Genomic DNA, 23,111 nt, shown 5'->3' with positions numbered 1-23,111 from the left:
ATGTAATTATATGCTTAATCTAATCTATTTGGACAGTTTTAGTCCATGTTCCAAATCTTGGACTACTAGAACATTTTATATCTTGATTTAAGTTATAAAAATTATAACCAATGCTAAATTCAAATTCATTAGCAAATTGTGGTACATCTTCATCGTGAACTGCTGTAACTGTAAAAGTCGTATTAAATTGATAAATGCTATATCCGTTATCATCTAAAGTATAGGAATGTGAGTTTACATTAAACCCAGTTCTTGCGGCATGAGGAAGTTGAGCTGCTATATTATCATCAACTGCAGTAAATCCTCCTTCTATAACTGAAGAGTTAAAAGTGATACTATTGAAAGGTATTTTTGATTTAATTGTACCTGTTACTATAAAAGTACTTCCTTCAACAGCTGATGTAGGAACATTAGTAGAATCAATATCTATTGTAAAAGGTGCCTCTAGAACTCTAATAGTTTGAGTTATTTCGGAAGTTTCACCTTTATCCGTAAAAGCTGTTATACTTATTTCCTGATCTCCTGCTTCATAGGGTGCTAATGCTTGAAATTGATAAGTATATTGATCTTGATATACATTATCGGGATCATTGGAAAGTTTTACAATGCAGTCGTTATAACTAGTGAAAGAACTTATTGGTTGATCACTTGTTGTTGAAGCTGTTACATTAAGATTAATTGTATCTAATGGATAAACTTCTAAAATTTCTTGTTGATTTTCAATGGAAATATCTGGATTGGAATGAGGAGGAATAGAACTTTCATTATTACAAGCAGCGGCAATTAATATTAAAAGAGTTATGTAGAATGATAAGTTTTTCATGATAATGGTAATTAAGTAGTTATTTAATTTTCATATTTAAGACAATAATAAGTTTATGGTAGTCAATTAATTAAGTTAACAATTTATAAGAATAAAAAAAAGGTATACCTCTTAAATAGAAGTATACCTTAGTAAAGTAAAATTTCAATCAATTACCATTGAAAAAGAGGGAATTGACGCATCCACTCATTGATTTCTACTTTTACTTTTTCAATCTCAGCATCATTTTCGTGATTCATTAGTACACGATCGATAAAATCAACAATCTTACCCATATCAGCTTCTTTTAAACCACGAGTGGTTACAGCTGCAGTACCTACACGCATACCAGAAGTGACAAAAGGAGATTTGTCATCAAATGGAACCATGTTTTTGTTGATTGTGATATCAGCTTTGATTAGTGTATTTTCAGCAATCTTACCCGTTAAGTTTTTCGAGCGAAGATCGATTAACATCATATGATTATCTGTACCTCCAGAAATAATATCATAACCTTTTGCAAGGAAATGTTTAGCCATTTCTTGAGCATTCTTTTGCACCTGCGTAACATATGCATCATACTCTGGCGTCAATGCTTCACCAAAAGCTACAGCTTTAGCAGCAATAACATGTTCAAGAGGACCACCTTGAGTTCCTGGGAATACACCTGAGTCTAATAATGAAGACATCATACGTGTTTTACCTTTAGGAGTTTTTAAGCCCCAAGGATTTTCAAAATCTTCACCCATCATAATTACACCACCTCTAGGACCACGTAAAGTCTTATGAGTTGTCGTCGTTACGATATGGCAATGCTTTATAGGATCATTTAATTTTCCTTTAGCAATTAATCCTGAAGGGTGAGAAATATCAGCTAATAATAAAGCTCCAATTTCGTCAGCAACAGCACGTAGTTTTTTGTAATCCCACTCACGAGAGTAAGCAGATGCACCAGCAATAATTAATTGAGGTTTTTCTTTACGAGCAGTTTCTACAACTTTATCGAAGTCGATAAGACCTGTTTCTTTCTCTACACCGTAGAATGATGGCTTATAAAGTTTTCCTGAAAAGTTTACAGGAGAACCGTGTGTAAGGTGACCACCATGTGAAAGGTCGAAACCTAAAATTTTATCACCTGGCTTTAAAACAGCTAGCATAACTGCAGCATTTGCTTGTGCACCAGAGTGAGGTTGAACGTTGGCCCATGCTGCACCAAACAATTCTTTAAGACGGTCAATAGCAAGGTTTTCTACCTCATCTACTACTTCACACCCACCATAGTAACGCTTGCCTGGTAAGCCTTCAGCATATTTGTTTGTTAATACACTACCCATAGCTTCCATTACTTGCTCAGAAGCAAAGTTTTCAGAAGCGATAAGTTCAATACCAGAAATTTGTCTTTCTTTTTCACGATCTATAAGATCAAAGATGCTGTCATCTCTTTTCATGGTTGCAAAAGGGGTTTGTTCGTTTTGTTGATTCATCCCATTAAAATAGGAGGTTGTACCTTTTTTAGACATGTAAAACTACTAAAATCCTATTATTCAATAATTATAAATGCTAAAAAATATTCTTTAAATCATTGAAAAAAAGGAAAAATGAGAGACACTTTCTTATTGATTCCCAAAAAGGAATAAAAAAAGTCATTAAAGTAAGCTCTAAAAAGAACTTTTAAACTTTAATGACTTTGTCATATGAAATCAATCCTTTAAAGGATATTAATCATAGAGGTGACTAATTTTTACTAATCCATCAGGATTGATAATTTTAATGCTTCTCTTATTGATTTCAATTAGCTTTTCCTGTTTAAATTCAGAGATAATACGAATGGCGGTTTCTTTCACCGTTCCTACTAATCCTGCTAAATCTTCACGAGTCAACGTGATGTGTTCTTTGTCAACGAACGCTTTGTCAAGTACCAATAAGGCTTCCGCTATTCTTCCACGAACGGGTTTATAAGCGATGTCAGTAATTTTAGTTTCTGCGTTATCAATCACTTCACATAATAAGTGGACGATTTGCTGGTAAAATTCAACATTTTCATGAAGAAGCTCCATGAAAATAGCTTTAGGTATGAGACAAATGGATGAATCTTCGATAGCTACGGCAGAAGCTCTATAGCGACTCCCTTTAATAAGAGATTTGTAGCCTACAAAATCACCTGGTTTGGCGATTCTTAAAATCTGTTCTTTTCCGTTGCTTCCAAGCTTAGTAACTTTCACAAGACCTTCACTAATACAATATACTCCTGTAGGCATAGAATCTTCTTGGAAGATAGGTTGTCCTTTTTTAAAGAAGTTACATGTATGTGACTGAAGCTTTTCAAGTTGTTCAGCGGTAAGACATGAAAAGATAGATTGGCTACTCTTCACTTTACAAGCACAAGAGGGTTGTACCAATTTCATCTTTTGTTTAAAGTAAATGGATAATTCTGATAAAAGCGACTTAAAAATAGTATCAAAATTAGAGTTTTACTAAAAAAAGATGATTTTAGTTACTTTTTTTGATAAAAAAAACACAGCTGAGAGTAAAAATGACCCCCAACTGTGCGCTTTTATCAGAATTATCCACTACAAAAGTATAGTTACCAGTACAAATTGTTTATGACTAATGTTGTCCTCTTTAATGAGAGAAATCACTAAATTGCCTAAGAATTATAAAAAAATAACGATTCATTTAACTATTCTCATGAAACTAACGACTCAATCTCACAAGCACTCTTTGTGTATACTTTTTTACTTTCTATTTTCTTCTAACCTTTCCTATAGTCAAAGTATTTATTTTGAAGATCAATTTGATTCAATTGAAAATTGGGAAGGAAGTCTTTTTACTACAGGTAGTGAAGCAGAAGGATGGTATATTATTACTCCCGAAAAAACTTTACAATCTGACGTATCAGGTGGTTCTGGTGTGAGAACTCTGCATGCATATTATGAACAGCAATTTTTTGCAAATGAAGAAGATACTTTAGAGTGGTATTTATCTATTCAACATCATTTTTCTGTATCTGACAATTTACAAAGGACCAATCAATCGAGGTTAGTGTTATTTCAAAATGATTCTATTATTGTTGATGCTGATACCTTAGTTTATGTAGAGGTATCTAATACAATTCGTTTGGTGAAAGAAATAAATGGTGAAGATGAAGTATTAATTGAATTTTCTGATGTATTCATTGAAGAAGAATGGTATGCATTGAAAGTGATGAAATCTGGAAGCGAATGGAGAATAATATTGAATGATGTATTTGTTGGTAGTGTTGTGACTGAGGTATCTATTTTACCATCACATTTTTATGTAGGTTTACAATCGCTATTTTCTTCAAGTAGTAGAGGTCAATCTTTTGAATATGATAATTATAGATTTATTAAAAAGGAAGCAGAAGAAGATATAAAACCACCATTTTTAGAAAGTTATACTTTAAAAAGTTTATCAATATTAACTCTGTATTTTAACGAGTCCCTTGACCCTTTATATCAAGGGAATATTTTCCTTAATGACATTGAGCTTTTACCTAACTATTATTTTATCAAGGATAATGAAGTTGAATTAAATAATGAATTTCAAATTGATTCTATTTATAATATAACTCTAAAGGATTTTCGAGATAAATATGATAATCAGCTTCTAGATACAACCTTTTCTGTTTTTGTCGAAGACATTTATCCGCCTCATTTGGATACTTTAATTATCAATGATGATTTGATTTTGAATCTTAGTTTTTCTGAAAAGCTTTATTCTTTGGTTGAAAATCAAATTAATATATATGTTGATCAAGATTCAATTGATGTTGAAAGTGTTTCATTGATTGATGGAAATACATGGAGAGTAATTTTATCAGAACCATTGTGGGTAAATAAAAATCATTTACTTTCAATTAAAGAATTGAAGGATGAACCTGGAAATACAGATAATATTAACTATCTATTTCATAATGATAAAAAGGCTCCAAGATATCAAAGTTTAAATATTACGTCAGATTCCTTACTTGTTCTATATTTTAATGAAAATATTTCAGATCATACTTTAACTAAATATCAATTTACTATCAGAGAAAATAACTTTCCTAAAGATGTGAAAGTTAATCAAAATATTATCTCTTTGGTTTTTGAAGATGGATTTTTTGATCAGAATCAATCTTATACTTTAAAAGTTGAAGGAATAGAGGATTTGTTTGGAAATAGAATGAGTTCTAAAAATCTGATATTTGAATTTGATACGATTCCACCTGAAATAGTTGAAGTTAGATATTTAGACTCTTTGGTCAAAGTACGATGGAATGATAAAATTTCTTCATTTCAAACTTCTTCTAGAGAATCTTCTTCTTTAGAATGTATCTCTAATTCAACATTTCATGTACTAACAGATGAATTGACTCTAATTAATATTGAAGATGATAATCAAAACCTTAAGGATACTTTAGTTATCTCAATAGACTCTAATAAAGTAATTTATAATGGATATTTTAAGTCAGATTCTACAGTAATTATTCAGACTAATAAAAGTATTTCAACAGAAGAGATAAGATCTAATAAACTATTTAATTCAATACATCAAAAAAGTAAAAATACATTTGAAATAAGATATTCTACTCATTTTAATGAAGAGGATTCAATTAAAATTAAACTAAGAAATGATTCACTGACGATTCAGAATGATGTGAATGAAATAGTAGCTTATGAAATCCTCAATGACCACACTATTGTTCTAGAATTTGAAGAATATTTGTCTTCTTTATTTATTCCTCAGATAGAAAATGATTTTAATAATTCAGTTGAACATGTTTATATAAAAGAACAAAGCTTACAGATTATTTTTAAAGACTCTTTTTTAGAAAATGAAAATCACAAAATAGATATACAATCACTTCATTCTTGTAACGGACGGACTCTTCAGGATTATTCTTTTACTTTTAATTATGATACAAAACCTCCAAAATTACTATTATATGATTGGGAAGATACTCATATTTTAAAACTAACCTATGATGAGAATATTGATTTGAATTCCTTTCAAAGAAGATTAAAAATTTCAGATAGTCTTTCTTTTAATTTAAGAAAGAAAGATAATACGATTCTAATTGAATTTGAAAAGGAAAATTGGATGAATGACATTTCTATAGAAATAGATAAAGGAGTGAAAGATGAAGCAGGGAATGCTACTGAAATTTTAACATCTATATTTATCAAGAAAATTTTAAAAGAAGCGACAAATCGAGTTGTTTTATCGGAGGTTTTGATAGACCCATCACCTAGCGTTGGTTTACCATTAGGTGAAGCTATTGAAATTTATAATAGATCTGATGATACTTTAAATCTCATGAGTTTAAAGCTGTCAATATCTGATCATATTATTGACTTACCGAACATGCAATTAACACCAATGCAATATGGAGTATTGGTTGCAGAAAATGATGCTCACTTATGGTCAAAATATACTAATGTTTTTTGCGTGAAAAAGTGGAATACTCTGAATAATAATGAAGATAAAATTTATTTATTAAATGGATTGGATTCCACTATTATAGATTCATTGCATTATGATCTGTCTTTTTATCAGAATAAAGAAAAGCAAAATGGAGGATTTTCGTTAGAAAGAAGGGACTTAACTTTTAATTGTGATCACAAAATCAATTGGATGGCTTCAGAAGATACAAGTGGTGGTACATTTGGAGTTCAAAATTCAGTTTTTGAAATAATTAAAGATTCGCTTTCACCTAACATAATTAATATAGATGTTGTTGATAACAATAGAATTTCTATTTACTTCAATGAAAAGGTATATAGTGATTCTTTAGAAAGTACAATAGTTTACACTGTTAGTAATGTTGGTAACTCTGTGAATAAATGGAAATTTGTTGATAACTATACTCTAGAACTGCTAATAAATAATGATTTACCTTCTGGTATGTTGATAACTCTGACTGTTGATAACTTTTTTGATTGTTTCAACAACAAAATTTTATCAAAAAATACAAATTTCATAATTAAACCAAAGGTTAACTATCAACAATTGTTGATAACTGAGTTGATGATTAATCATTCACCTATTAACAAACTACCTGAATCTGAATACATAGAACTTTATAATAATTCGGAAAGGATCATAGGGTTAGATAAGTGTACGATGTTAGTAGATGATCAAGTACTAAAACTGCCTGATAATTGGATTTTTCCAAGAGAATATCTTGTAATGTGTCCTTTAGATAAAAAACATTTTTTTGATTCCTTAGGAATAAAAGCCGTAGGTATTGAATCATGGAAAGATCTTAACAATAAAGGAGGTTTGGTTCAATTGAAAAATGAAAATGACAAACTTATTCATTCTGTAGCATATGATCGATCTTACTATAAAGATAATTCAAAACTAGATGGAGGGTGGTCTATTGAAATGAGAGATATTTCTGTGGGGTGTTTGGGTAGTCAAAATTGGCAAGCAACGTTAGATCAAAAAGGAGGAACTCCTTCATCAGAAAATTCTATTCTAGAAGTGGTAAATGATTTTTCTCCTCCAAATGTAGAAAATGTGATTTATGATCAAGATCATTCGCAGATTTCTGTAATGTTTGATGAAAAGATAGTTTACGATTCACAATCAACTTTGATAGTAGGAGAAAAAATTATTGATGAGAGTGAAATCAATGTTATTGATAATATACTTTCCATTAATTTTTATAATAATAAGAAAGGTAATTTAGAAATTGAGATTCAAGGAATAAAAGATTGTTTAGGGAATAGATTATCGCGTACTAAACATAAAGTTTATTTTAAAAATGAAGAGAAAAAGTTACTTCTTTCTGAAATTTTATATGATCCAGGAGTGTTAAATACAGATTTCATCGAGTTGTACTTAGGAGTAGAAGAAGGGTATATTAATTTAAATGATTGGTCATTAGCAAGAATTAAAGAAGGAGAGTTGGTTGAAGAGGTGACCTTGAGTTCAAGTGATTTATTTTTGATTGAAGAAGGATATTATGTATTTACAGACGATAAATCCTTATTACAGAATTATTATCCACATTTAGAAAATGAAAAAGTATTTGAAATATCTATTCCTACTTTTACAAATGAAGAAGGAGAAGTGGTACTATTGTATAAGGAAGAAATTATTGAGACTTTTTTGTATTCAGATAAACTACACCAATCTTTTTTAAATAATACAGAAGATATTTCTCTTGAACGAATAAATTATCATGTTTCCTCTACTAATATAAATAATTGGCTCTCTGCGACTGAAGATGTAGGATTTGCTACACCAACTTTCATTAATTCAAGATTTCTAGAAAATAAAGCTTCTACCAATGATCAATTAATGGATCAGCTATTACTTTCACCATCACTAATCACTTCAAACGGAGATGGAGTCGATGATTATCTAATATTAGAAAATAGAGGGAGTAATGTTGTGAAAATAATGAGGTTAGAGATTTTTGATAGTCAAGGTCATTTGATATTTCCATGGGTGAATAATTATGAATTATCTAGTGGAAATTTTATTCGTTGGGATGCTATTGATCTAAATGGAGCTCGAGTAGTCGGGAAATTTTTAGTTTATCTTGAGGTAATAAATGGAAGTGGAATAGTAGAAAAAACGGTGAAAGTTGTAAGTGTAGCTCCTTGGAATTGACTTATTTAGCTTTTTTTTCGAGATATTCAGACATGTTATCGAATTAATAGTCAGTTATTTTGTGTTATAAGTTTCAATATATTACTTTTGCATTTCGATTTGGGATTACAGAAAAAGTAAAAAATATTAATAAGATGAAACAAGACATTCATCCTGATTTCAGACCAGTGGTATTCCACGATTTGACATCAAACGAAAAGTTCCTTATTGGATCTACAGTAGCAACATCTGAGACAATTGAATTCGAAGGTGAAACTTATCCTTTATTCAAAGTCGAGATTTCTTCAGCATCTCACCCGTTCTACACTGGTAAGAAAGCTGCTATCTCAGCTGCAGGTCGTGTTGATAAATTCAACAAAAGATACGGAAAAAAATAATTTCGTTTTTATCCATAAAAAATCCACAATTTCACTACGAAGTTGTGGATTTTTTTTGTGTCTAAATTTCTTACTTGCATCTTTGTTCTATTCATTTTTGTTCGTTATTCATCCATAAAATCCTTCACATTATAAACTGTATTGGTTATTTTAGATAGGATAGATGATTTATTTATTATTAACCGTTTTTTTATTGCTATTGAAATAGCGATCGGTTTAACACCACTGTTATGAATATTATATTATTCGACAATCCTCAAACGAGAGTAAAACTTTTACCATTTACTTTTATTCGTCCAATCGCAGATATTCGTGTAGGGATTTTTAAAATCAATGAGAAATGGGAAAGAGCATTTAATACGAATGTTTCTTTTTTGACAGAAGATTATCTTCAAGGTAAATTTCCAGTAGTTCATGGAGCGGACCAATATTATATTAATGGTTCATTATGTCCCAATCCTTATATAATTCAAAAGATTCAAGAATTAAAAGAAGGGCAGGGTTTAGTTTGTGGAGAAGACTTGTTGGTACTTCATACAGCTGAAAAGTATTCCCATTTAAATGATGAGCCAGGAGATTTTGAAAAAATAGAAGTTCCTGCAGAGGAGATCGTTTTGATCAAACATCCATGGGAGATTTTCACGCATAATAGAGAGCAAATTATTCTAGATTTTGAAGAAGTAACAAGAGGTAGAATAAGTCATCATATTGAAGATCCGCATACTGTTGTTTATGGTAGAGCAAATATTTTTGTTGAAGAAGGAGTAGAAGTACGTGCTGCTATTCTTAATGCACAGAAAGGCCCTATTTATATAGGAAAAAATGCGGTAATCGAAGAGGGAGTCATTATCCAAGGGACATGTGCTATTGGAGAAGGAACTCGAATCAATATGGGGGCAAAGATTAGAGAAGATTGTTCATTTGGACCTCATTGTAAAGTGGGAGGAGAGATCAATAATTCTGTAATTTTTGGCTATTCTAATAAGGCACATGACGGTTATTTAGGTAATTCAGTTGTAGGAGAGTGGTGTAATTTAGGAGCAGATACAAATACTTCTAACTTAAAAAACAATTATGGTCCAGTAAGAATCTGGAGCTATAAAGAAAGAAAATACGAGAGTACGCATCAACAATTCTGTGGTATGATGATGGCCGATTATTGTAAAGCAGGTATTAATACAATGTTTAATACAGGTACAGTAGTTGGAGTTTCAGCACATATTTTTGGTGGTGGTTTTCCTCCAAAACATATTCCTTCCTTTGCTTGGGGCGGGATTGATTCTAATGATGTCGCTCAATTAGATAAAATGGTAGAGATTGCCGAAAGAGTATTTGCTCGTAGAAAAGCAGATTTTACCATTTATGATCGACAAATTTTAGAAAAAGTATTTGAATTAAGTAAGTTCGATAGAATGTAATCCAATGTCTACATCCTATTTAGCTTTAGATCTTGTTCTTATTCCATCAAAGAATATTCAAGAAGAAATAATATCGATTAATGATAACTTAAAGGAATCACATTTAAATCTTCATTTAGATCGAACAATTCCTCACTTAACGATTTCTATGCTTAGAATAAAAGCAGAAGAGTATCATCGTTTTGTGGAAAAATTGACCGATTATCTTGAAGTCTTGGATTTAGATGAATTATCAACATTAAACATTACATCAATTTATAAGCATAATGTAAATACTGTTGGTTGGAATTTATCATTAAATGATCCTCTTAAACATCTTCATTATTCTGTTGCAACTTTAATGAAAGCTTATCATCAAAAGGTAAATGATCTAAAGTACAATAAAGATTTTGCAATTACTCATCCTCAAATTCCTTTTTCAGGCATAGAATATCTAAACAATTTTTATGAGGAAAATGCATTTGAAAATTATCAACCTCATATCACAATTGGGCAGGGTGAAAGTAAAACATGTATTGTTGATTTGGGAAAAGAAATTGAATTTGAGAAAATTTCACTTTTTCAGATGGGAACGGGCTGTACATGTGAGAAAATGCTTTGGGAGATGAAGATCAGCAATAATAAATGATAAAGATTTTAGGAGAATTGATTAAAAATTAGGGATAGCAAATAATTGAAGGTAGTTAAGATTGTTTTTTAATCGATTTATTAGCAGATTTGGGGTGAAAACGAAAAATTAAAAATATCTTTTAGTGTTCTTATCGTAAGAAAGAGGACGCTAACACTCAACAACCGTAAGAGATGGCTCAGAAAAAAGTACAAAAGGAAGAACGTGCATTCTCCAAAGAGCAATACTGGGAATGGTATGAAAACATGCTATTAGTAAGACGTTTTGAAGAGAAAACTGCACAGTTGTACGGTCAGCAAAAAATCAGAGGTTTCTGTCACTTATATATTGGACAAGAAGCTTGTGCTGCAGGTCAAGTATCAGCATTAACAAAGGATGATCATTATATCACTGCTTACCGTGACCATGCTCACCCAATCATGTTAGGAACTGATCCTGGTGCTGTAATGGCTGAAATGTATGGTAAAGCTACTGGTACTACAAAAGGTAAAGGTGGTTCAATGCACATCTTTGACAAAACAGTAAACTTTGCTGGTGGTCATGGTATCGTTGGTGCTCAAATTCCAATGGGTGCAGGTATCGCTTTTGGTGAAAAATATAAAGGAACTAAAAACCTTTGTGTAACAATGTTTGGTGATGGAGCAATCCGTCAGGGTGCAATGCACGAAGCATTTAACATGGCAATGGCTTGGAAGTTACCAGTAATCTTTATTGTAGAAAATAATGGTTATGCAATGGGTACTTCAGTTGAGCGTACTTCAAACGTAACTCACTTATATGAATTAGGTGCAGCTTATGATATTCCATCTCGTCCAGTAGACGGTATGGATGTAGAAGAAGTTCATATTGCAATGGAAGAGGCTGCTGCTCATATCCGTGCAGGTAAAGGTCCTTACTTCTTAGAGTTCAGAACTTACCGTTACAAAGGTCACTCAATGTCTGACCCTGCAAAATACCGTACAAAAGAGGAAGTTGCAGAGTATAAAGCTCAAGACCCAATCGAGAAAGTGAAAAACAAATTAATCGAGAAAGGTTATGCTACAGCAGAAGAGTTAAAAGAGTTTGACAAGAAGTTAAAGCAAAAAGTATTAGATGCAGTTAAATTTGCAGAAGAATCTCCTTGGCCAGAGGCTTCAGAAGCGTATACAGATGTATATGTAGAACCAGATTATCCATTCTTAGATTCATAAGAATCCATAGAATTAAAGATATAAGGCACTCATTTATTGGGTGCCTTTTTTTGTTATTAAAGGTCTAATTTTTTGATGTTTCTCGTGTTAGTGTGTAAAGTGTTATGTTGAAGGTTTCATTAAAATCTATTTTTTATGTTAATAAATATGTCTTTTTACTAAAAAACTTACCTTTACTTAAAGAAAATTAGATTTAAATATCATTTTTAAGTACAAACACACCTTAAAAATATTATGTTTGGGGAATATTTTTTAAATTTGCCGACTGATAAATAATGAAACTTTAGGCAAAGACCTATTTATATATATGGCGACCATGAAAGAAAAGAAACACAATACAGTGAAAGGTACTACGAATGAGGAGCACAACGAGTATGAAGTATTCGAAAGTGCTGAGATTTTACAGGATAGATTAGTAGAATCTCAAGATTTTTTTGAGAAGAACAAGAATGTTGTTCTTATTGTTTTAGGAGTTGTTGTAGCAGTAATTGCTGGTTACTTCTTTTATGGAGTAAAGATCGAGAAAGATAATACTGAAGCTCAAACAGAACTTTCTCCAGCGGTTTTCTATTTTGAAAAAGACTCTTTAGGAAAAGCATTAAACGGCGATGGTAACCTTACAGGAGGTTTCTTAGAAATTGCTGATCAATATAGTGGAACAAAAGCAGCTAATTTAGCAAACTATTATGCTGGTGTTTCATATATGAGATTAGGTGAGTTTGACAAAGCAATCTCACACTTAGAAGCATTCTCTTCTGATGATGATTTAGTACAAGGTCGTGCTTACGCATTAGTTGGTGATGCAAATGTTGAGTTAGAGGCATATGACAAAGCTATTTCAGCTTACAAGTCAGCAATCTCTTACAAGCCAAACAAAGAATTTACTCCATCTTACATGATGAAGTTGGCATTTACTTATGAGGCTGCAGGTGATGATGCTAAAGCTTTAAATACTTACAATGATATTGTAGCAAAGTATCCAAAAGCTCAAGAAGTAAATGATGCTAAGAAATTTGCAGCAGTTTTATCTGCTAAGTAATTATAAATCTTTTCTTTTTAAAAAAGGCTATCTTCATAACAGAAGATAGCCTTTTTTTATATTGACATTTCTTTTTTCTCAGTGTTGTTTATCCTATAATCACTAGGACTTACTCCCTGAGCTTTTTTGAAGAATCTACTGAAAGCTTGAATATCATCATACCCAAGTTCATAGGCAATTTCAGATATTGATTTATCAGTATAGATGATTTGTCGTCTAGCTTCTAATAAAATTCTATCCTGTATAAATTGCAAAGGCTTTTTCTGGCCTAATAATTTAAAAGCATTAGAAAGTGTTTTAGGAGATTTGTTAAGCATTTCTGCATATTCTCCAACGGACTTTTTCTCTCTAAAATGTAATTCAACTAAGAAATTAAATTCTTTGACGACCGTAAGTTTATCTTCGGCTAACGTTGATAAGGAAGTTTGTTTCTTCATCAATCGAGTACAAAGAATCAGAAGACGTTTTAAAAGCATTTGCAGCATTTCTAACTGATGATCATCAGATGATATCATTTCATACTCAAATATTTTCCATAATGACATCAGTGTTTCACCGTCATTATTAGATAAGTTTACTTTTGGAAGTGAAGAAGCACCAAAGAAAAGTATTCCTTTACAGCCTACATCTGTATCATGATCTAAGATACAATAGAAGGGTCTATTAAAACGAAGTAGTTTACCTCTTTTAATATTAATTTCTTCGATCTGATGAAACTCAGTTAGGAAAATAATTTCATTCGGACAGAACGTATATAACCTTCCGTCGATTCTTAATTGACTTTCTTCTTCAGTAAACCAAATTACGCTTAGTTTACCACTTTTGTCGTTGAAAAGCGATACATCTTGTTCGTTATTGAGATCGTTAATTTCTAGATATTCGCCGGTTGATTTTAAAAATTTCATAGGTATAAAAATAAGGTTAAGCGAGTAGCTATCATCAAAGAAACAGATATCTACTCGCTTTACAAAGATTTTAAGAAAAAATATACTTTTATACCTTAAAGTACTAGTTTACAATAGCTTCAAGGTGAGCTCTTAATTCTTTTTCAGCAGCCATTCCAACATGTGTTTTTACCACTTCTTTTTCTTTGATAAAAACTAAATTTGGAATACTTCTTACCTTATAAAGACTCGCTAGTTCTGGTACCTCTTCAATGTTTACTTTATGCATTGTTACTTGTCCATTGAATTCATCAGAAAGTTTTTCTACAGTCGGAAGCATTGCCTGACAAGGCCCACACCAATCAGCATAGAAATCTAAAAGAATTGGTTTATTACTTTCGTTTACTAGTTGATTATATTCTTCAAAGTTGTTGATCTTTTTCATAGTATTGATGTTTTAAATGGATTATCTAATCGAACAATACAAAGATGTCGTATTCTTTAAAGAATGTGTTATGCGTTTATCCCCGAACGTTTTGCAAGTTTTCCTTTTATGGCATTATTACATTATTAGCATAAGTAAGAAAGTTTAAAAGAACCTGTTGTGTTTCTACTTTTGCTTCAAACATTCCCATATGTCCAACATCTTCTTTGATGAAAATATGACTATCTTTAGGTAAATGAATTTGTTCTAAGCTTTTACGTAGTGGTACTGCATTATCTTTTTTTCCGACAATAAATAAGAAAGGAAAGTTGAGTGTTTTTATAAGATCAGTGCTATCATCTCTTAAACCCATAGCTAAAGAAATTTTTGCGATTGTCTCTACTTCTTCATTACAGGCTGTTTCAATGATATCTTGAATATCATCTCTATGATTATTTCTCGTTTTCTCGGCAAAAAGATTACCTATCATTGGAGCGATAAATGTTCTTAGACCATTTTCTCTAACAAACTCTGCTGCTTTTTTACGTACTTCTTTTTTAGCTTCATCATCTTCAAAAATGGAAGAATGAAAGAGGCAGATCCCGTTTAGAAAATTATTATATTTTTTTGCGTAAGCTAAAGAAACATATCCTCCTAGTGAGTGTCCAATCAAAGTATATTTTTGAAGGTCTAAAGATTGTAATGTTGCGTGTATTTCGTCTGCAAAGTCACTAAGTAAAGGTTGCTCTTTTGAAGATTTTGGACTTAAACCGCAACCAGGAAGATCTATACAAATTACACGATAATATGAATTGAATATGTCTATGTAATTATTCCAAATTCTTTTTGTTTCACAAAAACCATGAATGAAAACGATTGCAGGTTTTTCTATTTTATTATCTGTGTACGATAGCATCTTAATAAATTAATTTTAATCCAACATTCTTGTAAAGATAATATTCAATAAAGAATGAAATACAATTTTATTTTGCTGTTTAAACAAACAAAGATTTTTTTCAGTTATATTGAAATTAATCTTTTTTAAAACAACCAACTATTTATTATTACAATGAGAACAACAACTTTTACTTCTCTCTTAATTTTATTTAGCTCAATTGCAGCTCTCTTGGCTTTACATGAGCCTAGTAAACCCCAAAAAGTAGTGCTTTGTCATGCTGATATTGAAGCTGCTCATAAATTTGCTGCATTTACAAATGAGATTGCTTTTAGAAATGCTCATGCAATGTCAAGAGAACTAGCTTCTGTAGATTTTATTGGGAAAAGTATTTCATTCGATGTCGCTGATGGCAAACAAGGAAATGCTTATTATGTACCTGCTTCTAAAAAATCAAACAAATATCTATTTGTTCTTCACGAATGGTGGGGTTTGAATGATTATGTGAGAAGTGAGTCTGATCGTTTGTCCAAAGAATTGAAAAATGTCAATGTAATAGCATTAGATCTTTATGATGGAAATGTAGGGACTACCCGAGAAGAAGCAGCCAAATATATGAAAGCATGTGATCCTATACGTGCTGCAGCTATTATTAGTGGTGCTCAAGCTTATGTAGGTAAAGATGCAGAAATAGCTACTATTGGATGGTGTTTTGGTGGAGGTTGGTCTTTACAATCTGCTCTTATTGTTGGGAAACAAGCGGTTGGATGTGTGATGTATTATGGAATGCCAGTAGATGATGTTTCTCGATTAGCTCAATTGAATTGTGATGTATTGGGGATTTTTGCTGAAAAAGATAAATGGATTAATCCTGAAGTTGTTGCTAACTTTGAAAATCATATGCAAGAAGCACAGAAAAATCTAACTGTAAAAATGTATGATGCAGATCATGCTTTTGCTAATCCAACATCAGAAAGATATATGAAAAAAGATGCTCAAAATGCAAACCGTGAGGCATTACTTTATTTAAAGAAAGCGTTTAAATAGCCATAAATTTTCACATAGAAAAAGGTCACTTTCATATCTAAATGAAAGTGACCTTTTTAGCTTTTGAGAGGATATTCTTATTGTACCTCTTTCATGGCTTGATTTGCTTCCCTTTGATTAGCATAGAAAGCCTTTTTATCAGTTACGCTACAAATTTCAATAAGTTTTTTGTTCATTTCTTTATTGTAACCTTTAGCTGTCTCTTTTGCTTCTTCCACTGTAATTTCACCACTTTTCTTTTGCTTATTAAGCTTACCTGATTTTTTCATCATGTCCAATTTTAGCTCATAAATTGAAGCAGTCTTTGCTTCATCTAAATCATACTTAGAAGCTAAAACTTCAGCGAATTGTTGTGCTTTACGTTGAACTTTGTTTTTCTTAGCTTCTTGAGCAAAAGATGTTAAAGTAATAAGTAGTGTTACTAATAAGAATAAATACTTCTTCATTTCAGTTACTGTTTAGTTGTTAAATTAGTAGTCAAATTGATTAATAATCAATCACTTACACTTAGCTGTGTTGACAAGAGTCACCTTTTGTTGAGGTTCATTTTATAAGTCTTCTTAAAAATAGTCAAATAATACTATTTATCAATCGAATCACGAAACTTAAATCGTCATAGCCGTAAATGTAATGGATAAAGTTTATTGCTTAAAAATCACAAACAAATAAATTTAGAAAATGAAAAAACAGCTATTTACAATCTCTTTAGCTTTAATTTCAATATTCTCTTTTGCATCGACTACTCCTGGAGAAGGTGACGAAAAAAAATCGACTACAACATCTGAAAATTCAGCAACTGCAAATCATATGAAGATTTATAAAGGTCTTTATTTAACTATGGAAAATGCTGAAGTAGAAAAATATATTGAAGAAGAACTTTCTGGTCAGATGGATTCAAATGGTGAATACATGGTGAAATTCTTTGATCAGAATGCTTACATGATTCCTAAATATAAAGATGGTGGACTTGAAAAAGTAGAAATTATCTTTAGATCTGATTATGCTGATGAAGTAGAAAGCAGCGTGAAGAAATTGGAATCAACTTTAAGTAGCACTGAAGGGTGGAAAATCAATAAAGCATCAGATAATCAGTGGCTATTTGAGAAAAAAGTAGATACGATTGATAATATGAATCAATTAACTATTTATACCTATGGTATTCACCAAGATGGTGTTGCTGGATGGTATTCTCAAGTGCAAATCAAACCAAGGTATATTGGTGAAGAATTGTCAGATGATGAAGTATCAAAAAGAAGTCAAGAACTACAGTCTTACTTCAACTAATAATAAATAGAATAAAAAAGAAACCCTTCAAAATACATGAAATTTTGAAGGGTTTCTTTATATAAGGAGCTTTATTGCTTCAGAATAAATCGATCTACCAATGGTCCTAATCCTGCAAAGAAGAATTCAACAGCCATTACCATAACGATAAGTCCCATCAAACGAAGCATTAGTTTATTACCGGTGTCACCGATTACTTTCATGATAGTACTTGCAGAAAGTAAACTTAAACAAGTAATAGCAAGTACTGCTGTAATTGCTAAGATGAGTCCTCCAATTTTCATTGGGTCATCACCTGCATTATCCATTAATATAATAGAGTTGGCAATAGATCCTGGTCCACAAATGATTGGAATGGCTAATGGAGTAATGGCTACATCCTTTACATATTCATGAATTTCATCTTTAGTTACTTTTACTGATCCAAGACGAGCTTGAAGCATATCGAATCCTACTAAAAAGAAAATCATACCTCCAACTACTCTAAGGCTGTCAATTGAAATTCCAAAAAATCGGAATAATGACTGACCTGTCAATGCAAAAAATAACAAGAAACAGAATGCAATAAATGAGGCTCTAAGTGCAGTCCTTTTCCTTTCTTGACGAGATAATTGATTAGTCATCGTCATAAAAACCGGCATAATACCTACCGGATTAATTAGTGTAAAAAATGAGGTGAATGCCAATAAGGCATATGTAAGTACTTCGTTCATTTTCTTTTTTATAGACTAGTATGTATGTTGGATTACAAAGAAAAGGAGAATGTATTTAGAAACATAATATTTAAAATCTGATAATATAAAAATTGACTATCCAATTCGCTTGAATAGTCTATATTTTTAAGTTTACAGTTCTTTTGATTACTTCACCTTCCAGAAACAATCTAGTTTCATAAACTGACCATCATCAGCTACTAAGATTTCTTCTTTGACAGCATCATTTATAAACTTGACATTTCTTGAGGACTCATCACTATTTCCTGTTCGGTAAAAGTGATTCCCAATATTTCTAATTCTTTTAGAACAGGTTCATAGATATTTTTGTGAATTGGAATACATGTTCCTGTTTTGGTAATTTTACCTTCTAGAATCAACTTCGTGGCAATGGCAAGTGGTATACCAACAGTATCAGACATGGCTGTGTACGTTTGGTCTTTTCCTTTGACAACCATGTGTGACGTTCTAAGAATATTTTCCTTTCCTTTTTTATAGAACAACTTATGATACATCACAATCATGTCTTTATCTTCTGGATCTAATTTCCATTTTTCTTCCAATATCTTTTGAAGAATCTGAGCTGGAGTAGCCTTAGGTAATCCCACTTTTTTATCACTGAAAATATCCAACCATTCTAGTTTTTCCATTTCAAGATCATCCTGAGATAGTTTTAAATATTGCATCAGTTTTAATTCTACAGAATCATGAGGATTATATCTTAAGAAAGAGTTGATGAATTCACGATACGTCATGTCTTCAGTATCTTCCATTTCATAGCTGTCATCTGTAACTCCCAAAGTCACAAAACAATTCCACGCTCTACAAAATCCAGGTCTTCTTAATGTACCACGATATACTGTAGGTACTCCTTCTAAACCATATTTCCCTACATATTTTAATGAATCTCTATTGGCGTATCCTTCAAACTTTCCGTACCCTTCAATTTCAATTCTTTCTGTTCTTCTGAACACTTTGTTATAAGGAATGTATTTATGTTTTCCATTGTGTAAGAAACGAACAGCACCTCCTTGACTTGCCAAAACTACATTTCTAGGATTCCATGTAAATTTATAATTCCAAGGATTATTATCAGATTCAGGAGCGACTAATCCACCTGTGAAAGACTCAAATCCTTCAATAGAATGTCCTTTCTCTTTCACTTCTTCGATCATTTTCATGGCAGACATATGATCGATACCAGGATCTAATCCTATTTCATTCAATAAAATAATTCCTTTCTTTTCAGCTTCTTCACCCAATGCTTGCATTTCATCTGTGATGTAAGAAGCAGTAGTCAATGGTACACCATGTTTTACGGCTACTTTCGCTGCTTCAATATGGAAACGGGCAGGGAGTAGAGAAACGACAATATTAGCCTGAGAAATATATTTTTCACGGTGTTCCTCATTGGTAATATCAAACTGAAATGTTGATGCTACATTCTCAAACCCTTTGATCTTTTCGTCTGCTAGCTTTTTTTGGTAGTCTCCCACCTTTATAGTCCACTGATTTTCTTCAGCATGTGAACATAAATATTGGATGAGAGAAGATGCAGAACGGCCTGCACCTAAGATGATAATTGTTTTCATGTGTGTTTATTATGTGTAACCTTAGTACACTGTGTTAATATGTAAGGTAAAAATAGGAGAATTGTTTTTTGGTTAAAAGGAAAAACTAAAATTAGTGTTGTTTTTACATTTTTAATGAAAGCGTAGTAATTCTCCTCTAAAAATGAAAAATTTTAGAAAAAAAGGTCGAATTACTGATAATTTATAAAAAAGATGTGCTTTCATTTATCAAATTGTTGGTGATTCATTGATTTTAATACTACTTTTATAACCTAACTCGCATTTTATTGCGAATTGTTTATACTTATGAACTAGCAAACACGAAAAGGATGAAAGTACTCAAGTTTGGAGGAACATCGGTTGGAAGTGCGAAGAATATCCAACAAGTGGCCAATATCCTTTCCGATTACCAGCAAAGCGGACAAAGAGTTGCGGTTGTGGTATCGGCAATGAGCGGGATAACAAACAAGCTCATAGAAGTAGGAAACCGAGCAGCGTCAGGTGACGAAACCTATAAGTCATTATTAAAAGATATTGAGTCTACTCATTTAACCGCCATTCGTGAGTTAATTGAAGTGCGTAGACAAAGTAAAACCATTGCGTTCGTGAAACTTCAGTTGAACGATCTAGAAGACATTTTAAGAGGTATTTTCCTTTTGAGAGAGTTGTCTTTACGTTCTTTGGATATTTTACAATCTTTTGGTGAGCGCCTTTCATCTTATATTATTGCTGAGTATTTAACACAAGAAGGCGTTCCTGCTGAACAATTGGATGCACGTAAAATCGTGCGTACAAATAGCGTGTTTGGTGGAGCAAAAGTTGATTTTGTAACAACTAATTCTGCAATCACAAAACATTTTGCAGAAGCAGATAAAATGCAGATAATTACTGGATTTATTGCGTCGTCAGAAAGTGGTGAAACAACTACTTTGGGTCGTGGTGGGTCGGACTATTCTGCAGCAATTTTCGGTGCAGCATTAAATGCGAAAGAAATCGAGATCTGGACTGATGTTGATGGTGTAATGACTACAGATCCAAGAGTCGTTCCTACTGCATTTTCATTACAACAATTGTCGTATGAAGAAGCGATGGAGATGTCTCACTTTGGTGCTAAAGTAATCTATCCTCCAACACTTCAGCCTGCGATCAAAAAGAATATTGCTTTAAGAATTAGAAATACATTTAATCCATCTTTCCCTGGTACCTTAGTTACAAGTAAATCAGGACAGGAAGATTGGCCAGTTAAAGGTATCTCTTCTATTAAAGAAATTTCTTTGGTGACACTTTCAGGAAGTGGTTTGATTGGTGTTCCAGGTGTTTCATCTAGATTATTTGGTGCATTAGCGAGAGGTGGTGTATCGATGATCTTAATTACACAAGCTTCATCAGAGCATACCATTACATTTGCGGTGGCTCCTTCAGATGGTGCCGAAAGTAAGAAAATAATTGAAGAGGAATTCTTTAATGAAATGGCTTCTGGGAAAGTAAATCCTGTAGAAGTTCAAAGTAACTTATCTATCCTTGCTATCATTGGTGAGAATATGGCGCATCGTCCTGGTGTAGCTGCAAAGTTATTCAGTGCATTGGGTAAAAACGGTGTAAACATCGCCGCTATTGCTCAAGGTTCATCAGAGTTAAACGTTTCTGTGGTTATAGAGCAGAAACATTTATATAAATCATTAAATGCATTGCACGAGATCTTCTTCTTGTCAGATATGGCAGAGTTGAACGTGTTTATGTTAGGTCTTGGTTTGATTGGTAATACATTACTTACTCAAATGAGAGATCAGGCAGAATACTTACTGACTGAGCGTAATTTACGTTTGAATGTAGTAGGTGCTGCCAATTCAAAGAAGATGATCTTCAATGAAGCAGGTTTAGATATTTCATTACCAAAAGACGAAATTTTAGCTGAAGGAGAAACTTCAAGTGCTGCAGGTTTCGTTGAGAAGATGATTGAAATGAACTTGCCTAACTCTGTATTTGTAGACTGTACAGCTGGTGATAATGCGGTGAAGTTATACGAAAAAATTCTATTGAATTCTATCTCAATTACTACACCAAACAAGATTGCTAACTCAAGTAGTCTTGAATATTACTTGAAATGCCAAGCAGCAGCAAAACGTAGAGGAGTGAAGTTCTTGTATGAGACAAACGTAGGTGCAGGTCTTCCTGTAATCGGTCCTCTTCAAGATTTAAAGAGATCAGGTGATAAGATCATTAAGATTGAAGGTATTCTTTCAGGTACTTTATCTTACTTATTCAATACTTTTGCTGAAGGAATGAAATTCTCGGAGTTGGTAAAATCAGCTAAAGAGATGGGTTATACTGAGCCAGATCCTCGTGATGATTTAGGAGGAGTGGATGTAGCACGTAAGATCTTAATCTTAGCTCGTGAAGCAGGTTATCATATGGAACCATCAGACGTAACAGTAAAGCCAATTTTACCTCAAGCATGTATGGATGCTGAATCTGTTGATGATTTCTTCGTTGAATTAGAAAAGGCAAATGATCTTTTTGAAAAACAAAGAGCAGATGCAGCAGCAGAAGGTAAAGCACTAAGAATGGTAGCAACTCTTGATGAAGAGGGTAAAGCAACTGTAAGTTTAGAAGCAGTTGACGCAACACATCCATTCTATGGTTTGGTAGGTTCTGATAATATGGTTGTATTTACTTCACGTCGTTACTTTAATGAGCCATTAGTAATCAGAGGACCTGGTGCTGGTGCAGAAGTAACCGCTGCTGGAGTATTTGCAGAGATTATTACAATTGGAAACTTCCTTATTAATTAAGAATTAAGAACGTTTCTAGTTCTTAGTTTTGAGGACGTGGTTTTAACTACGTCCTCATTATATTTTATAAAAGTATTTAAGAAGTTGAAAGTTTAGACCTTATACTTCGACCTTGAAGATAAAAGCGTAAAGAATTTTAAATATTGAGCCGTTAAGAATGATTTTTTGTTTGAGCAAAGCGAGTTTAAAATCATTTAGGTGAAAGGAATAAAATTTAGCTTTTAGATTCACAGTCTTGAATTTTTTGCTTCGTTTTTGTTTCAAGACAAAAATGAAGAAGAACCATGGTTGAAAGTAGACCCTAACTACTACAAATTATAATGAAAGAACTAAAAGCATTTGCCCCTGCTACAGTGGCTAACGTAGCTTGTGGCTTTGATATCTTAGGTTTTGCCGTAGATAGCCCTGGTGATGAAATCGA

Annotated in this window: 18 protein-coding genes and 1 pseudogene; 10 read left to right on the top strand and 9 right to left on the bottom strand. The window is 32.2% G+C overall.

Annotation, left to right across the window (positions count from 1 at the left end; genetic code table 11):
• Positions 1 to 19 precede the first annotated feature (19 nt).
• The 3 genes from ACXAHM_RS22095 to ACXAHM_RS22085 form a co-directional block, all read right to left on the bottom strand.
• Entirely contained in the window at positions 20 to 823 is an 804-nt protein-coding gene (locus ACXAHM_RS22095) for a COG1361 family protein (protein ID WP_474965023.1), read from the bottom strand.
• Between the two features lie 152 nt (positions 824 to 975).
• A complete protein-coding gene (locus ACXAHM_RS22090; RefSeq protein ID WP_474965080.1) occupies positions 976 to 2,250 on the bottom strand; it encodes a serine hydroxymethyltransferase in 1,275 nt (424 codons plus the stop codon).
• A gap of 270 nt (positions 2,251 to 2,520) precedes the next feature.
• Positions 2,521 to 3,207: a Crp/Fnr family transcriptional regulator gene (locus ACXAHM_RS22085; RefSeq protein ID WP_474965019.1), complete on the bottom strand. Its 687-nt coding sequence runs from the start codon at positions 3,205 to 3,207 to the stop codon at positions 2,521 to 2,523.
• Positions 3,208 to 3,490: 283 nt separating this feature from the next.
• Here ACXAHM_RS22085 and ACXAHM_RS22080 point away from each other — a divergent pair, with 283 nt between their 5' ends.
• The 6 genes from ACXAHM_RS22080 to ACXAHM_RS22055 all read left to right on the top strand — a co-directional run bounded on the left by ACXAHM_RS22080 (position 3,491) and on the right by ACXAHM_RS22055 (position 13,080).
• Complete coding sequence (locus ACXAHM_RS22080; protein ID WP_474965015.1) at positions 3,491 to 8,428, top strand: lamin tail domain-containing protein; 4,938 nt, start codon at positions 3,491 to 3,493, stop codon at positions 8,426 to 8,428.
• 134 nt (positions 8,429 to 8,562) lie between these two features.
• Positions 8,563 to 8,805, top strand: coding sequence for a type B 50S ribosomal protein L31 (locus ACXAHM_RS22075; protein ID WP_062619101.1), 243 nt, complete (start codon positions 8,563 to 8,565; stop codon positions 8,803 to 8,805).
• A 230-nt stretch (positions 8,806 to 9,035) separates the two neighbouring features.
• Positions 9,036 to 10,223 carry a GlmU family protein gene (locus ACXAHM_RS22070; protein WP_474965011.1) on the top strand — a complete coding sequence of 396 codons (1,188 nt, stop codon included), beginning with the start codon at positions 9,036 to 9,038 and terminating at the stop codon, positions 10,221 to 10,223.
• Positions 10,224 to 10,227: 4 nt separating this feature from the next.
• On the top strand, positions 10,228 to 10,851 hold the full coding sequence (locus ACXAHM_RS22065) for a hypothetical protein (protein WP_474965009.1): 624 nt from the start codon (positions 10,228 to 10,230) through the stop codon (positions 10,849 to 10,851).
• Positions 10,852 to 11,024: 173 nt separating this feature from the next.
• Positions 11,025 to 12,041: a pyruvate dehydrogenase (acetyl-transferring) E1 component subunit alpha gene (gene pdhA, locus ACXAHM_RS22060; RefSeq protein WP_474965007.1), complete on the top strand. Its 1,017-nt coding sequence runs from the start codon at positions 11,025 to 11,027 to the stop codon at positions 12,039 to 12,041.
• Positions 12,042 to 12,357: 316 nt separating this feature from the next.
• Positions 12,358 to 13,080, top strand: a complete 723-nt coding sequence (locus ACXAHM_RS22055; protein WP_474965003.1) for a tetratricopeptide repeat protein — start codon at positions 12,358 to 12,360, stop codon at positions 13,078 to 13,080.
• Between the two features lie 56 nt (positions 13,081 to 13,136).
• Here the strand turns inward: ACXAHM_RS22055 and ACXAHM_RS22050 are convergent, their stop codons facing one another.
• The 3 genes from ACXAHM_RS22050 to ACXAHM_RS22040 all read right to left on the bottom strand — a co-directional run bounded on the left by ACXAHM_RS22050 (position 13,137) and on the right by ACXAHM_RS22040 (position 15,304).
• Entirely contained in the window at positions 13,137 to 13,985 is an 849-nt protein-coding gene (locus tag ACXAHM_RS22050) for a helix-turn-helix domain-containing protein (protein WP_474965000.1), read from the bottom strand.
• 103 nt (positions 13,986 to 14,088) lie between these two features.
• On the bottom strand, positions 14,089 to 14,409 hold the full coding sequence (gene trxA / locus ACXAHM_RS22045) for a thioredoxin (RefSeq protein WP_474964996.1): 321 nt from the start codon (positions 14,407 to 14,409) through the stop codon (positions 14,089 to 14,091).
• 106 nt (positions 14,410 to 14,515) lie between these two features.
• The gene (locus tag ACXAHM_RS22040) at positions 14,516 to 15,304 is read right to left on the bottom strand and encodes an alpha/beta fold hydrolase (RefSeq protein ID WP_474964992.1); all 789 of its coding nucleotides are present in this window, start codon (positions 15,302 to 15,304) and stop codon (positions 14,516 to 14,518) included.
• Positions 15,305 to 15,457: 153 nt separating this feature from the next.
• On the opposite strand from ACXAHM_RS22040, the gene ACXAHM_RS22035 reads away from it, so the two are divergent.
• On the top strand, positions 15,458 to 16,330 hold the full coding sequence (locus ACXAHM_RS22035; protein ID WP_474964988.1) for a dienelactone hydrolase family protein: 873 nt from the start codon (positions 15,458 to 15,460) through the stop codon (positions 16,328 to 16,330).
• A gap of 77 nt (positions 16,331 to 16,407) precedes the next feature.
• Here the strand turns inward: ACXAHM_RS22035 and ACXAHM_RS22030 are convergent, their stop codons facing one another.
• The gene (locus ACXAHM_RS22030) at positions 16,408 to 16,776 is read right to left on the bottom strand and encodes a hypothetical protein (protein WP_474964984.1); all 369 of its coding nucleotides are present in this window, start codon (positions 16,774 to 16,776) and stop codon (positions 16,408 to 16,410) included.
• Between the two features lie 232 nt (positions 16,777 to 17,008).
• Between ACXAHM_RS22030 and ACXAHM_RS22025 the strand changes: the two genes are divergently transcribed.
• Positions 17,009 to 17,614 (top strand): hypothetical protein, encoded by a 606-nt coding sequence (locus ACXAHM_RS22025; RefSeq protein WP_474964981.1) that lies wholly within the window; start codon positions 17,009 to 17,011, stop codon positions 17,612 to 17,614.
• A gap of 71 nt (positions 17,615 to 17,685) precedes the next feature.
• Here the strand turns inward: ACXAHM_RS22025 and ACXAHM_RS22020 are convergent, their stop codons facing one another.
• Both ACXAHM_RS22020 and ACXAHM_RS22015 read right to left on the bottom strand, forming a co-directional pair.
• Positions 17,686 to 18,327 carry a MarC family protein gene (locus ACXAHM_RS22020; protein ID WP_474964977.1) on the bottom strand — a complete coding sequence of 214 codons (642 nt, stop codon included), beginning with the start codon at positions 18,325 to 18,327 and terminating at the stop codon, positions 17,686 to 17,688.
• A gap of 227 nt (positions 18,328 to 18,554) precedes the next feature.
• Entirely contained in the window at positions 18,555 to 19,919 is a 1,365-nt protein-coding gene (locus ACXAHM_RS22015; protein ID WP_474964974.1) for a saccharopine dehydrogenase family protein, read from the bottom strand.
• 308 nt (positions 19,920 to 20,227) lie between these two features.
• Between ACXAHM_RS22015 and thrA the strand changes: the two genes are divergently transcribed.
• Together thrA and ACXAHM_RS22005 are read left to right on the top strand one after the other, a co-directional pair.
• On the top strand, positions 20,228 to 22,690 hold the full coding sequence (gene thrA / locus ACXAHM_RS22010; RefSeq protein ID WP_474964971.1) for a bifunctional aspartate kinase/homoserine dehydrogenase I: 2,463 nt from the start codon (positions 20,228 to 20,230) through the stop codon (positions 22,688 to 22,690).
• Between the two features lie 320 nt (positions 22,691 to 23,010).
• Positions 23,011 to 23,111, top strand: a pseudogene (locus ACXAHM_RS22005) (homoserine kinase); the annotation flags it as partial.

This window comes from Flammeovirga sp. AWQ4_249, from assembly GCF_056161045.1.
This window is presented reverse-complemented; position numbering and strand designations above follow the sequence as displayed.

Excerpts from the sequence above, each read along its gene's own strand:
- ACXAHM_RS22095 (WP_474965023.1), bottom strand. The coding sequence starts at position 823 with ATGAAAAACTTATCATTCTACATAACTCTTTTAATATTAATTGCCGCT.
- ACXAHM_RS22090 (WP_474965080.1), bottom strand. The coding sequence starts at position 2,250 with ATGAAAAGAGATGACAGCATCTTTGATCTTATAGATCGTGAAAAAGAA.
- ACXAHM_RS22085 (WP_474965019.1), bottom strand. The coding sequence starts at position 3,207 with ATGAAATTGGTACAACCCTCTTGTGCTTGTAAAGTGAAGAGTAGCCAA.
- ACXAHM_RS22080 (WP_474965015.1), top strand. The coding sequence starts at position 3,491 with ATGAAACTAACGACTCAATCTCACAAGCACTCTTTGTGTATACTTTTT.
- ACXAHM_RS22075 (WP_062619101.1), top strand. The coding sequence starts at position 8,563 with ATGAAACAAGACATTCATCCTGATTTCAGACCAGTGGTATTCCACGAT.
- ACXAHM_RS22070 (WP_474965011.1), top strand. The coding sequence starts at position 9,036 with ATGAATATTATATTATTCGACAATCCTCAAACGAGAGTAAAACTTTTA.
- ACXAHM_RS22065 (WP_474965009.1), top strand. The coding sequence starts at position 10,228 with ATGTCTACATCCTATTTAGCTTTAGATCTTGTTCTTATTCCATCAAAG.
- pdhA (WP_474965007.1), top strand. The coding sequence starts at position 11,025 with ATGGCTCAGAAAAAAGTACAAAAGGAAGAACGTGCATTCTCCAAAGAG.
- ACXAHM_RS22055 (WP_474965003.1), top strand. The coding sequence starts at position 12,358 with ATGAAAGAAAAGAAACACAATACAGTGAAAGGTACTACGAATGAGGAG.
- ACXAHM_RS22050 (WP_474965000.1), bottom strand. The coding sequence starts at position 13,985 with ATGAAATTTTTAAAATCAACCGGCGAATATCTAGAAATTAACGATCTC.
- trxA (WP_474964996.1), bottom strand. The coding sequence starts at position 14,409 with ATGAAAAAGATCAACAACTTTGAAGAATATAATCAACTAGTAAACGAA.
- ACXAHM_RS22040 (WP_474964992.1), bottom strand. The coding sequence starts at position 15,304 with ATGCTATCGTACACAGATAATAAAATAGAAAAACCTGCAATCGTTTTC.
- ACXAHM_RS22035 (WP_474964988.1), top strand. The coding sequence starts at position 15,458 with ATGAGAACAACAACTTTTACTTCTCTCTTAATTTTATTTAGCTCAATT.
- ACXAHM_RS22030 (WP_474964984.1), bottom strand. The coding sequence starts at position 16,776 with ATGAAGAAGTATTTATTCTTATTAGTAACACTACTTATTACTTTAACA.
- ACXAHM_RS22025 (WP_474964981.1), top strand. The coding sequence starts at position 17,009 with ATGAAAAAACAGCTATTTACAATCTCTTTAGCTTTAATTTCAATATTC.
- ACXAHM_RS22020 (WP_474964977.1), bottom strand. The coding sequence starts at position 18,327 with ATGAACGAAGTACTTACATATGCCTTATTGGCATTCACCTCATTTTTT.
- ACXAHM_RS22015 (WP_474964974.1), bottom strand. The coding sequence starts at position 19,919 with ATGAAAACAATTATCATCTTAGGTGCAGGCCGTTCTGCATCTTCTCTC.
- thrA (WP_474964971.1), top strand. The coding sequence starts at position 20,228 with ATGAAAGTACTCAAGTTTGGAGGAACATCGGTTGGAAGTGCGAAGAAT.